Annotated in this window: 13 protein-coding genes; 8 read left to right on the plus strand and 5 right to left on the minus strand. The window is 69.4% G+C overall.

Going from position 1 to position 12,390, the window contains the following annotated elements; genetic code table 11:
• The first annotated feature begins 78 nt into the window (after positions 1-78).
• Entirely contained in the window at positions 79-873 is a 795-nt protein-coding gene (locus ACFSZT_RS11460) for a DUF222 domain-containing protein (protein ID WP_377384572.1), read from the plus strand.
• A gap of 13 nt (positions 874-886) precedes the next feature.
• Here the strand turns inward: ACFSZT_RS11460 and ACFSZT_RS11465 are convergent, their stop codons facing one another.
• The gene (locus ACFSZT_RS11465; protein ID WP_377478200.1) at positions 887-2,170 is read right to left on the minus strand and encodes an IS256 family transposase; all 1,284 of its coding nucleotides are present in this window, start codon (positions 2,168-2,170) and stop codon (positions 887-889) included.
• A gap of 67 nt (positions 2,171-2,237) precedes the next feature.
• Between ACFSZT_RS11465 and ACFSZT_RS11470 the strand changes: the two genes are divergently transcribed.
• The 5 genes from ACFSZT_RS11470 (at position 2,238) to ACFSZT_RS11490 (ending at position 5,940) form a co-directional block, all read left to right on the plus strand.
• A complete protein-coding gene (locus tag ACFSZT_RS11470) occupies positions 2,238-2,567 on the plus strand; it encodes an HNH endonuclease (protein WP_377392762.1) in 330 nt (109 codons plus the stop codon).
• Between the two features lie 620 nt (positions 2,568-3,187).
• Entirely contained in the window at positions 3,188-3,955 is a 768-nt protein-coding gene (gene map / locus ACFSZT_RS11475; protein WP_377392764.1) for a type I methionyl aminopeptidase, read from the plus strand.
• On the plus strand, positions 3,952-4,407 hold the full coding sequence (locus ACFSZT_RS11480; protein ID WP_377392767.1) for a hypothetical protein: 456 nt from the start codon (positions 3,952-3,954) through the stop codon (positions 4,405-4,407). The genes map and ACFSZT_RS11480 overlap by 4 nt, the downstream gene beginning before the upstream one ends.
• A complete protein-coding gene (locus tag ACFSZT_RS11485; RefSeq protein WP_377392770.1) occupies positions 4,404-5,471 on the plus strand; it encodes an alpha/beta fold hydrolase in 1,068 nt (355 codons plus the stop codon). The genes ACFSZT_RS11480 and ACFSZT_RS11485 overlap by 4 nt, the downstream gene beginning before the upstream one ends.
• A 274-nt stretch (positions 5,472-5,745) precedes the next feature.
• Entirely contained in the window at positions 5,746-5,940 is a 195-nt protein-coding gene (locus ACFSZT_RS11490; RefSeq protein WP_377392773.1) for a hypothetical protein, read from the plus strand.
• 7 nt (positions 5,941-5,947) lie between these two features.
• On the opposite strand, the gene ACFSZT_RS11495 is transcribed toward ACFSZT_RS11490, so the two are convergent.
• Together ACFSZT_RS11495 and ACFSZT_RS11500 are read right to left on the minus strand one after the other, a co-directional pair.
• Positions 5,948-6,556 (minus strand): FMN reductase, encoded by a 609-nt coding sequence (locus ACFSZT_RS11495; protein WP_377392776.1) that lies wholly within the window; start codon positions 6,554-6,556, stop codon positions 5,948-5,950.
• Positions 6,553-7,656 (minus strand): LLM class flavin-dependent oxidoreductase, encoded by a 1,104-nt coding sequence (locus ACFSZT_RS11500; RefSeq protein ID WP_377392883.1) that lies wholly within the window; start codon positions 7,654-7,656, stop codon positions 6,553-6,555. Before ACFSZT_RS11500 ends, ACFSZT_RS11495 begins: the two co-directional genes overlap by 4 nt.
• 122 nt (positions 7,657-7,778) lie before the next feature.
• Here ACFSZT_RS11500 and ACFSZT_RS11505 point away from each other — a divergent pair, with 122 nt between their 5' ends.
• The gene (locus ACFSZT_RS11505) at positions 7,779-8,969 is read left to right on the plus strand and encodes an RtcB family protein (protein ID WP_377392779.1); all 1,191 of its coding nucleotides are present in this window, start codon (positions 7,779-7,781) and stop codon (positions 8,967-8,969) included.
• Positions 8,970-8,980: 11 nt separating this feature from the next.
• Here ACFSZT_RS11505 and ACFSZT_RS11510 read toward each other — a convergent pair whose 3' ends face one another.
• Positions 8,981-10,639 (minus strand): MFS transporter, encoded by a 1,659-nt coding sequence (locus ACFSZT_RS11510; RefSeq protein ID WP_377392782.1) that lies wholly within the window; start codon positions 10,637-10,639, stop codon positions 8,981-8,983.
• A gap of 101 nt (positions 10,640-10,740) precedes the next feature.
• Positions 10,741-11,352, minus strand: coding sequence for a TetR/AcrR family transcriptional regulator (locus tag ACFSZT_RS11515; protein WP_377392785.1), 612 nt, complete (start codon positions 11,350-11,352; stop codon positions 10,741-10,743).
• A gap of 104 nt (positions 11,353-11,456) precedes the next feature.
• On the opposite strand from ACFSZT_RS11515, the gene ACFSZT_RS11520 reads away from it, so the two are divergent.
• Positions 11,457-12,380: an NADP-dependent oxidoreductase gene (locus ACFSZT_RS11520; RefSeq protein ID WP_377392788.1), complete on the plus strand. Its 924-nt coding sequence runs from the start codon at positions 11,457-11,459 to the stop codon at positions 12,378-12,380.
• Positions 12,381-12,390 lie beyond the last annotated feature (10 nt).

Here is a 12,390-nt window from a genome sequence, read left to right on the forward strand (position 1 = left end):
GCGGCTTCACCCATATGATTCGATATTTCGCGGTAGAATCGTTGGCATGGGGAAAGTTCTATCGATGAGGTCGTTCGACTGGAGCGTGAGATCGCTCGGCTGCAGGCGTTGCAGGTAGGGGCTTTGGCGGAGTATTCGGCGGCGCGGGACGATGCTGCGGATGTGGCGTCGGAAGTGGCGCTGGCGTTGGCGATTTCGGAGAATGCGGCGCGGATCAAAATCGGGTTGGCGCGGGATTTGGTGTCGCGGCTGCCGGAAACGTTGGGTGCGTTGTCGCGGGGTGAGATTGATTTGTACAAGGCGTCGAAGGTGTCGGAACCGACAGCGGTCTTGTCTGATTCGCGGGCGCGGGAGGTGGATGCGCTGGTCTCCGGGCGGTTGGTGGGGCGGGATCCGTCGTGGATTCGGCGGATGGTGAACCGTGCGGTGTACAAGGTGGATCCGGAGGGTGCTGTGGCGCGGGCGGAGGCGCGGCGGCGGGAACGGCGGGTGGAGTTGCGGCACGGCGATGATGCGATGGCCACGTTGACCGCCGAGCTGCCCGCCGAGGTCGCCTCCGCCGCCTATGCGCGCATCGACCGGTGTGCCCGCGCGCTGCGCAACGCCGGCGACGGCCGGACCATGGACCAGCTGCGAGCCGACGTGTTCGCCGACCTGCTTCTCAGCGGGCCGTCCGGCGAGGCGTCGGTGCGGGCGGAGGTGTTCGTGCACATTGACGTCGCCACCCTGGCCGGTTTGTCGGACAACCCTGCTGAGTTGGCTGGGCACGGGCCGCTGCCCGCGTCGATCGCGCGGGCGATCGCGTTCGACCCGAACTCGACCTGGCGGCGGATCATCAGGCACTGTCATGATTTCCGTGTAAGCCACGGATGATGTGTTTCTTATCTTAGTGGAGTGGTATGCGGTTGGGGAAGAGGGTGACGAGGGTGTTGAGTGCTTGTTTCCAGCCCCATGTGCCTGTTCCTGATGGTCCTCCTCGGTGGCTGGTGATGTTGCGTAGTCCGAGGTAGAGGAGTTTCGTTGCGGCGGCGTCGCTGTCGAAATGTCCGCGGTTCTTGGTGAGTTTGCGGAGTTGGAAGTTGATGTTCTCGATGAGGTTTGTGGTGTAGATGACCCGGCGTAGTTCGGGTGGGTAGTCGAGGAACGGGGTGAAATCGTTCCAGGCGTGTTGCCATACCTGGACGGCGGCGGGGTATTGGGTGCCGAATTCTTTGTCGAAGTTCTTCAGTGCGATCTCGGCGGCCTCGAGTGTGGGGGCGGTGTAGATGTCGCGCATTCCGGCGGCGACCTTTTTGCGGTCGCTGTAGGAGATGAAGCGCATGGCGTTGCGGATCACGTGTACCACGCAGGTTTGGATCACGGTGTCGGGAAACGCCGAGCGGATCGCGTCGGGCAGTCCGGTCAGTCCGTCGCAGCAGGCGATCACGATGTCTTTCACGCCGCGGTTGCGTAGGTCGGTGAGGACCTTGGCCCAGAACTTCGCGGCTTCGGTGTCGGCGATCCAGAGCCCGAGGGCGTGTTTGCGGCCCTCGACGTCTACGCCGAGGGCCAAGTAGCCGACCTTGGTGGTGACCACGCCCTTGTCCTTGATCCGCAGGCGCAGCCCGTCCACGTACAGGATGGGATACACCTCGTCCAGCGGGCGGGATTGCCAGAGTGCGATCTCGTCGACCACGACCTCGGTGACATTGGAAATCAATTCCCGCGACGCGTTCACGCCGTATACTTCGTGCAGGTGGGATTCAATATCGCGGGTGGTCATGCCACGTGAATACAGTGACAGGATCGCCTCGTCGATGTTGCCGAGACGTCGGGCGCGTTTCGGCACGATCGCGGGCTCGAACGAGCCATTCCGATCCCGCGGCACTGCGACCTCGATCGGGCCGTTCGTCGTGGACACCGTTTTCGTCGACTTGCCATTGCGTGAATTACCACTCCCGGCGCCGGCCGGGTCGCCTTTCTCGTAGCCGAGGTGATGTGTCATCTCGGTTTCCAGCGAGCGCTCCAGCACGGCCTTGGTCATGCGATTCAGCAATTCCTGGGCACCCAACGCGCCGCCATTGGCGTAGGCGTCTTTCACCAAAGCATCAAGGGCCTCCGATGACAACGCGCCGGCGAGCGCCTTACCGGCCGCGGAATCCCCAGCCTGAGTAGGTGTGTTCTCGGTCACAGATGGATCCTTTCTGGATCGCGTCGGACAAGCTGATCTTGGTCCATCCGCGGCTTACACAGTTGTCATGACACGGCCGATCATCACCGACCCGCAGACGGGCGCCCCGCTCGATGTCGGCCGCACCCGCTACCGGCCACCGGCCGTCACCGCCGACCACGTCACAATCCGGGGCCGGGAATGCCGGTTCCCGACCTGCCACCGCCCGGCGCACTTTGTCGATCTCGACCACGTGATCCCGTACCAGCGTGGCGGTGAGACCAACACCGGCAACCTCATCGGGCTGTGCCGACGTCACCACTGGACCAAACACACCCCCGGCTGGCGATTCCACCTCACCGACACCGGCCAACTCCACATCACCACCCCCACCGGCCACACCTACCCGACGCCCTGACGCCGAACAGAGCTGGCCGGAAGCCCGGCCGTGCATTCCCGTAGTAGGTACCCGCAGCAGGTACCGCCTCGTCAGGCGTTCAATCTGCTCGATGCGCCTTGCCCCACGGGGACCGGCTCTGATGGGCACACTGCTGGAGAAGCCCGGCCGTCGCCACGCGCCAGGCGTGCTGCTGGACGGACCCCTGACATGCCGAGAACCCGGCAAGGCCCGTGCTCTGCCGCGCGCGGTGGCGAGCACGCCGGCGTCGTGGACTTCCGCCGCGGCGAGACCGGTCAGCGGTGCCCGGACGACTTGGCCGTCTCCATGTGACAGCACACCGGCGCCCCCCCCAACCGGATTTCCGCCCGCCACGGCGCGACACCACCGACCGCCGCGAACTTGGTCGCGCGGGGTGGTCCGCCACGGCGCTGTACCGGTCACCCCCGGATGCACGGGTACCTCGCCACGCCGAGGTACTCACCCTCGATACCCCCACGTCCTGCCTACCGACCCGCCCAGGTAGACACCGGCCCGGCAACCCGCACACCCCAACCCACCCACGAGCCCCTTCACCGCACCCACCGAGTGTGATAAATATACCGGTATAACTATCCGGTTTTCGGCGAAGTGGGCATGCGGTGATCGAGATCAAGACGCAGGGTGAGCTGGACGCCATGCGAGTGGCGGGCAAGGTGGTCGCGACGGCGCTGCAGGCCGTCAAGGAAACCGCGGGTGTCGGTACCTCGCTGCGGGAACTCGACCAGGTCGCAGCGGACGTGCTCGCCGACGCGGGCGCGCGGTCGTCGTTCCTGAACTACCACCCGCGGTTCGCGCCCAGCCCGTACCCGGGGGTGCTGTGCACGAGCGTCAACGACGCAGTCGTGCACGGAATCCCGACAGGTTACCGGCTGCGCGACGGCGACCTGCTGAGCGTCGACTTCGGTGCCGAAGTGGACGGCTGGCACGGCGACGCCGCCATCAGCTTCGTCGTCGGCACGCCCGATCCCCAAGACGTGGAGTTGATCGAGACCACCGAGCGCGGCCTGGCCGCCGGCATCGAGCAGGCCCGGCCGGGCAACCGGCTCGGCGACATCGGCCACGCCATCGGCACCGTCGGCCGCCGCGCGGGCTACGGGCTCCTCGCCGACCACGGCGGACACGGTGTCGGCCACGCCATGCACGAGGACCCGCACGTGCCCAACGAAGGCAGGCCGGGCACGGGCCTGCGGCTGCGCCCGGGCATGGTCATCGCCATCGAGCCGATGTTCATCGCGGGCGGCAAGGACGACTACCGCCACGACGACGACGGCTGGACACTGCGCACCATCGACGGCAGCCGCGCGGCACACGTCGAGCACACGGTAGCCATCACCGACGACGGGCCACGTATCCTCACAGCGCCATGACACACATCGAGACCCGGCCCGGAGCCGCACAGCACGCCGAAGCGGTGCCTGCGTTGGTCGACGGCGCACTCGGGCGGCCTGTCCGGCGCGGACGGGACCGCCAGCGGCGCGTCACCTCGTGGTGGCAGGGTCCCGCCCGGGCCGATCGGGTCACGGTCCTGGCCGTTGGCGGACCGCCCGTAGCGGAGAACGACGGCGCCATGCTCCTGGCCGAGCGCCCGCCCGCGTGCGTCCCGCGAGTCGCCCCGCGCGGGCTCTGCATCGAACTCGGCACCGCGCGTGCCCACACCGGAGAAAGCGCCTGCCTGCCCGGACAGACCGGGGCGGACGCGCGCCGCCTGCCGCGCCGGAACCGCCGGACGGGCGGCGGCAGCACCGGTCGCCAGGACACGCGATGGTCCCCCACGCCGGAGCACGCCCGGCTCGCCGAGGCGCGACAGGAGGTGGCGTGAGCTCCATCGTGTCGCGGCTGGCCGCGGCGGCATCCAACGTCGGCACCAAGCTGGTGCGAGGCGGCGTCGCAGACCTGCGCCCCGTTCCGCGGGTGCTGATCGACCGAGGCCCCAACCGCGCGGTCTACCGCATGAACGGCACGGGCGGGCGCTCGGCGCCGTCCGGACCGCCGGTACTGCTCGTGCCACCGCTGGCCGCGCCCGCGTTGTGCTTCGACCTGCGCCGCGGCTGCAGTCTGGCCGAGCATCTCGTGGAGGGCGGCAGGCGCACCTACCTCGTCGACTACGGCACCGTCGCCTTCTCCGACCGGAGGCTCGGCATCGAGCACTGGGTCGAGGAGGTCCTGCCGCGGGCCATCCGCAAGGTGAGTGCCGACGCGGGCGGCCGGCCGGTGCACGTCGTCGCGTGGTGTCTCGGCGGGATCTTCTCCGTGCTCACCGCCGCCGACCGTCCCGACCTGCCGGTGGCTTCGCTCACCACGATCGCGTCGCCGTTCGACTTCACCGCCATCCCGCTGGTCGCACCGTTCCGTCCGCTCGTCGAAGCCACCGGCGGGCACCTGCTCACACCGTTCTACCGGCTGCTCGGCGGCGCACCGTCCTATGTGGTCGGTCCGGTGTTCCGGGCGACCGGGATCGACAAGGAGATCACCAAGCCCATCGCGATCCTGCGCAAGCTCGACGACCGCGACTTCCTCGCCCAGATCGAGGCCGTGGACCACTTCATGGCCAACATGATCGCCTACCCGGGGCGGACGTTCGGCCAGATCTACCACCGCTTCTTTCGCGCGAACGATCTCGCGGAGGGCAGTGTCGACCTCGGTGGCCGGGTGATCTCGCTGTCCCGGGTGGACGTGCCCACGCTCGTGATCGCGGGCGAGAACGACACCATCGCGCCCCGCAGGGCGGTGGAGCGGCTGGTCGGCCTGCTCGACAAGGCACCCGAGGTGCGCTTCCGCGTCGCGCCGGGCGGCCACCTCGGGGTGCTCACCGGTCGCCGGGCCCGGCACACGACGTGGTGCCACATCGACCAGTTCCTCGACGACCAGTTGACCTCGAGTTGACTGGAGGTAGCAGGCTGGGTGGCATGACCGTCGCCGAGCCACCCCAGCCGCCCGTCATCGCCGATCCGGCGAACCACGAGGACGACATCGCCGCCATCGAGCGCATCACCGCCGATACGGAAAAGGCATACAACGCCAACGATCCCGAGCTGATGACCGTCCACTTCGCACGCAATGCGACGGTGGTCAGCGCGGCGGGAGTCCGGCTGTCCGGCCGGAAGCAGCTGCTCGAGGCCAAACCGGAAGGGCCTCGCCGGCTTCCTGCGGGACCACTATGTGCGCTACGACGTTCTCGACATCAGCTTCCCCCCGACCGGACGTCGCGCTCGCCTACAAGGGCGCCCGGGCGACCGACGCGACAGGGGAGCCGATCGACGTCGGCCACACGATGATCGCGCTCTACGTCCTGGTCAAGTTGAAGGGCCGCTGGTGGACACTCGCCCGGCAGAACACGCTCGTGCCGGAGTGACGCCTGGTCAGGACGTCCGGCGCAGCGCCGAGAGCTGCTCCTCGAACGGCACGACGTCCTCGAAGTCGTCGCGCGGCCGGTGGCGCGCGGGCTTCCCGGTCATGAGACCGGCCAGCTCGCCCGCCGCGCGGTCGATGCGGTCCCGTAGCGCGCCGGCGTCGGCGCCGCCCCAGTCCTCCGACGCCGCGTACACGGCCGTGGGAGCGAGCATCGCGCGCAGGTAGGCGAACAGCGGCCGCACGGCATGGTCGAGGGCGAGGGAGTGCCGCGGCGTGCCGCCGGTCGCGCCGATGAGCACCGGCATGCCCGTCAGCGCGGTGTTGCCGACGACGTCGAAGAACGACTTGAACAGGCCGCTGTAGGACGCCGTGAAGATCGGGGTGACGGCGATGAGGCCGTCGGCGCCCGTGACCGCGTCGATCTCGGCGCGCAGCGTCGGACCGGGGAAGCCGGTGACGAGGTTGTCGGCGATGTCGTGCGCCAGGTCGCGCAGCTCGACGACATGCACCTCCGGCTCCTCACCCAGCTGCCGCACGACCGACTCGGCGAGCCGGTCGGCGAGCAGCCGCGTCGAGGACGGGCTGGTGGTACCGGCTGTGACGACCGCGAGCTTCATCGCGCATCACCGGCGGTGACCGCCTTCTCCTTCTGCGCCACGAGCGAGGCGTGCGTCGGCGCATCCGGCACGTGAGCGGGCCGGCCCTTCGCGAACTCCTCGCGCAGCACGGGCACGACCTCCTCGCCCAGCAGGTCCAGCTGCTCCAGCACCGTCTTCAGTGGCAGGCCGGCGTGGTCCATGAGGAAGAGCTGACGCTGGTAGTCGCCGAAGTGCTCGCGGAAGGTCAGCGTCCGGTCGATCACCTGCTGGGGGCTGCCGACGGTGAGCGGGGTCTGCGCGGTGAAGTCCTCCAGCGACGGGCCGTGCCCGTACACCGGCGCGTTGTCGAAGTAGGGCCGGAACTCGCGGACGGCGTCCTGCGAGTTCTTGCGCATGAACACCTGGCCGCCGAGTCCCACGATGGCCTGGTCGGGATCGCCGTGGCCGTAGTGGGCGAATCGTGCGCGGTAGAACTCGACCATCCGGCGGGTGTGGTCGAGCGGCCAGAAGATGTTGTTGTGGAAGAAGCCGTCGCCGTAGTAGGCGGCCTGTTCCGCGATTTCGGGGCTGCGGATGGAGCCGTGCCAGACGAACGGCGGGACGCCGTCCAGAGGGCGGGGAGTGGAGGTGAAGCCTTGCAGTGGCGTGCGGAACCGGCCTTCCCAGTCGACGACGTCCTCGCGCCACAGTTTGTGCAGCAGGGCGTAGTTCTCGATGGCGAGCGGGATGCCCTGCCGGATGTCCTTGCCGAACCACGGGTAGACCGGGCCGGTGTTGCCGCGGCCCATCATCAGGTCGATGCGGCCGTCGGCGAGGTGCTGCAGGTAGGCGTAGTCCTCGGCCAGGCGGACCGGGTCGTTCGTGGTGATCAGCGTGGTCGCGGTGGAGAGCTGCAGCCGTTCCGTGCGCGCGGCGATGTTCGCGAGCAGCACCGTCGGGTTCGGGGGAGCGGCGAACGGCGGGTTGTGGTGCTCGCCGGTCGCGAAGACGTCCAGTCCGACCTCCTCGGCCTTGAGCGCGATCCGCACCATGGCCTTGATGCGCTCGTTCTCGGTCGGGGTCCGGCCGGTGGTGGGATCGGTCGTGACGTCGCCGACGGTGAAGATCCCGAACTGCATTGCTGTCACCACGCTCATGTAGTTGCTCGTTCAACTAAACAGCCTAACGGTGCCCCGAGCCGACGTATTCCCGGGGCAAGGCCCGGGTAACACTGAGGGCAGCCGAGGAGGAGGAAAGCCCCATGCACACGGTCCTGGAGGGCACGCGGGTGCCGATCCGGATGTGGGCCGATCCGGAGTCCGTCGAGGCCGCGGCGATGCGCCAGCTGCGCAACGTCGCGGACCTGCCGTGGGTGCACGGGCTCGCCGTGATGCCGGACGTGCACTTCGGCAAGGGCGCCACGGTGGGCAGTGTCATCGCGATGCGGGATGCCGTCTCGCCCGCGGCAGTTGGGGTTGACATCGGCTGCGGCATGAGCGCGGTACGGACGTCGCTGACGGCCGGTGACCTGCCGGACGACCTCGGCAGGCTGCGCAGACGCATCGAGGCGGCCGTGCCCGTGGGCTTCGACATGCACAAGCAGCCGGTGAACCCGGCGCGCGTACCGGGCGTCGGTGGCTGGGACGAGTTCTGGGCGCGGTTCGACGACCTGCACCCGGGGGTGCGCGCCCTGCGCGGGCGGGCGCGGGCACAGCTGGGCACCCTCGGTGGCGGCAACCACTTCATCGAGGTGTGCCTGGAACAGGGTGGCCCGGACGAGGGCCGAGTATGGCTGATGCTGCACTCCGGCTCGCGCGGCGTCGGCAACGAGCTCGCCAAGCGCCACATCGACATCGCGCGCGGGCTGCCGCACAACGCCGACCTGCCCGACCGGGACCTCGCCGTGTTCGTGGCGGGCACCCCGCAGATGGAGGCCTACCGGCGGGACCTGTTCTGGGCGCAGGAGTACGCCGCCCGCAACCGGGCCACGATGGTGGCTCTCGTGCAGCGCGCGCTGGCCGACACCGTGCCCGGCGTGCGGTTCGACACGCCGATCTCCTGCCACCACAACTACGTCGCCGAGGAGGTCTACGACGGCATCGAGCTGCTTGTCACGCGCAAGGGCGCCATCCGCGCGGGCGCCGGAGACCTCGGCATCATCCCGGGCAGCATGGGCACCGGGTCCTACATCGTGCGTGGCCTGGGCAACGAGCGCTCGTTCTCCTCCGCCGCCCACGGCGCCGGGCGGACGATGTCCCGGAACAAGGCCCGCAAGACGTTCACCGCGGCCGACCTGGCGGCCCAGACCGCCGGCGTGGAGTGCCGGAAGGACGCGGGTGTGGTGGACGAGATCCCGGCGGCGTACAAGGACATCGAGTCCGTGATCGCCGCGCAGACCGACCTGGTCGAGGTGGTTGCCCACCTCAAGCAGGTCGTCTGCGTCAAGGGCTGATCGGGCCGTCGCTACACCGACGCCGATTCGCGCGCGGGCTCGGCGAGCACGAAGCCGGCCTCCCGGCGCTTGTTCGGCATGGCCGTGAACGTCCACGCCGCCGCGACCGCCGACAGGATCGCGGCGGCGATCATCGCCCAGCTGAGCCCGGTCATCCACGCGCTGGTGGCCGTGTCGACGAACGCGCCCGCCGCGGCAGGCCCCGCCGTCTGCTCGATCATCGGAGCGACGCCCTGCAGCGCGGCGGGGAAGCTGCTCTCCGCCGCCTCGGCCGCGGCCGCGGGCAGGCTGGTCGTCGCCTCCCCGATACCGCTGTCGTAGCCGCGGGCGATGAGCGTGCCCAGTACCGCGATGCCCAGCGAGACGCCCAGTTCCCGCACCGTGTCGTTCATCGCCGAGCCCATGCCGGAGCGGTTCTTCGGCACCGCCGCGATGATGAGGTTCGTCGCGGGCGGCATCACGAACACCATGCCGATCACCACGACGAACAACGGCAGCACGATGCCCCAGTAGCCGGTGTCGCCCGTCCACGTGGAGCACAGCAGGAAGCCGCCGGCGATGACGACGAGCCCGGCGCCGATCGTCAGCTTCGACCCGATCGCCGCGGACACCCTCGGCACCAGTGGCGAGAGCAGCAGCATCGGCACCATGATCGGCAGTGTCAGCAGCGCGGATTTCAGCGTGCCGTAGCCGAGCACGAGCTGGAACAGCTGCGCGAGGAGGTAGAAGGCGCCGCCCAGCGCGAAGAACGCGATGAGGCACGACGTCGAGGACACCGAGAAGAGCGGGTTGTTGAACAGGGTGAGGTCGAGCATCGGGTGGGGCGTCTTGCGCTCCCACCAGATGAACAGGCCGATGCCGACCACCGCCGCCACGATCGCCACGACGACGCCCGGCTCGGTCCAGCCGTGGTGCGGGCCCTCGATGATGGCGTAGACCAGGCCAAGAATGCCCACCGTGGACAGTGCGCCGCCCGGCCAGTCGATCGGCGTCCGCTTCTCGTCCTTCGACTCGTGGCACAGGATCTGGTTGGCCACGAACGCGATCACCCCGAAGACCACGCTCATCAGGAACGCCGAGCGCCAGCTCCAGAACTCCAGCAGGACACCGCTGACGACCGTGCCCAGCCCGGCGCCCGCGCCGGCCACCCCGGTCCACACGGCGATCGCGCCGGCCCGCTGACCGCGTGGGAACGTCGTGTTGATGATCGACAGTGTCGACGGCATCACCATCGCCGCGCCGATTCCCATCACGCCGCGCGCCACGATGAGCTCGACGCCCGTGCTCGCCATGATGCCCGCGTACAGCGAGGGCACCGTGAACAACACCATGCCGATCTGCAGCACGAGCTTGCGGCCGTACCGGTCGCCCACGGCGCCGGCCGTGAACAACAGCGCGGCGAAGACCAGCGAGAACAGATCCACGATCCAGGTCTGCTCGGACTGGGTGATGCCCAGGTCGCTGGTCATGCCCGGCAGTGCCAAGTTCATGCTCGAGTTGGCGAGCATCACCGCCAGCAGGCTGGTGCACATCGCGGCGACGATGATCCAGCGTCGCTTGAACACGTCGAGCGGGATGCCCTCGGCGACCGCTTCGTCGAGTTGTGCGCGCTGCCGTTCGGCTTTCGTGACGGCCGGGGCGTTGTCGGCCGTCGTCTCCTTGCCTGCCATGGGTCTCCTCGTCGTGGCACGGGTCGGTGACCGCGACCGCATGGGCCGCGGGGAGGCGTCCACCTGCCGGCGATGGCGGGCGGGGAGCTCCGGGTGGTGCGTCAGGCGGCCGGGCGGATGCCGTGGCGCAGCATGCGGACGGCCGTGTCGATGTGGTCGAGCGGATCGCCGCCGGCGTGCGCCCACGCCCGGATGGCCACCCGCAGCGCCATCCCCGCTCCCTCGAGGACGAGCTGGGCGTAGATGTCGCGGCCGGCGTCGGCGGCCGTGCGGCGGCTGATCTCGGCCTTGACGCGCAGGTAGAGCTCCTTCGGTGTCGGCTCGCCCACCGCGTGGGCCTCGGCTGCCACGGCCAGCGACGGGGAGGCGGACACCAGGGCGTCCGTGGCGACGACGAGTGCCGGATCGGTGTCCGGCGCCGTGACCGCCGCGCGCAGGGAGTGCTGCACCGCGTCCCAGACCGGCTCGTCGTCTGGCCTGCTCCCGAGCGTGTCGGCGAAGCGGGCCGCCAGCGCGTACAGCGGCCACACGAACGCGGCCTCTTTCGCCGTGAAGTAGTTGAAGAACGTGCGCCGGGAGGTGTTCGCGCGGTCGGCGATGGCCTCGACCGTCACGGCTTCGGGACCGCCACTTTCGGTCGCCAGGGCGATGGCGGCGCGGCACAGCGCGGTCCGCGTCTGCTCCCGCTTGCGCTCGCGCAACCCCGTCCGCATGCCGCCAGGCTACCGGGTTTCGTGCACCCGGATGCAAACATGCATGCAGGTGTAACCGGCGCCACCATGGAATGCCGCCCCGGGCGCTTCCCGTTATGCGGCACATGAAGGCGATCGTTCTCCACCAATACGGCGGCCCCGACGAGCTGACTCTCCAGGACCTCCCGGACCCGAAGGTCGCACCTGGTGAGGTGCTCGTGCGGGTGAAGGCCGCGAGCGTCAACCCTGTCGACTGGAAGATCGGGGCCGGCCACCTCGACGCCATGATGGAGACGCATTTCCCGCTCATCCCGGGCTGGGACGTCGCGGGTGTCGTGGAGGCCGTGGGTCTGGATGTGCAGGAGTACGCCGTCGGTGACGAGGTGATCGGCTATGCCCGCAAGGACAACGTCCAGCTGGGCACCTACGCCGAGCTGGTCGCCGCCAACGTCCGGCTGCTGGCCCCCAAGCCCGCCGCGCTCGACTGGACGCAGGCCGCCGGGCTCCCGCTGGCCGGGCTCACCGCGTACCAGTCGCTGAAGCGGCTCGGCGTGGGGCCGGGTGACACCGTGCTCGTGCACGCGGCCGCGGGTGGCGTCGGTTCGCTGGGCGTGCAGATCGCCCGGGCGCTCGGCGCGCGGGTGATCGGCACCGCGAGCGAACGCAACCACGACTTTCTGCGCGACCTCGGCGCCGAACCGGTCACCTACGGGGACGGGCTCGCCGACCGGGTGCGTGAACTCGCGCCGGACGGCGTGGACGCGGCCGTCGACTACGTCGGCGGCGACGCCGTCGAGGTTTCCACACGGGTGGTGCGCACTCCCGACCGGATCGCCTCCATCGCCGACCCGGGTGTGGAGGAGGTCGGCGGGCGGTACATGTGGGTGCGGCCCAGTTCCGCCGACCTGACCGAACTGGGCAGGATGGCCGACGACGGCAGGCTGACCGTCCACATCGACCGCGTGTACCCGCTCGCGGAGGCCGCCGAGGCCTGGCGGGTCAGCCAGGAGGGCCGCACGCGCGGCAAGCTGGCACTGTCGGTCGACTGAGCGGACCTTG

The sequence above is a fragment of the Prauserella oleivorans genome (assembly GCF_042685745.1).
Lineage (GTDB): Bacteria > Actinomycetota > Actinomycetes > Mycobacteriales > Pseudonocardiaceae > Prauserella_A > Prauserella_A oleivorans.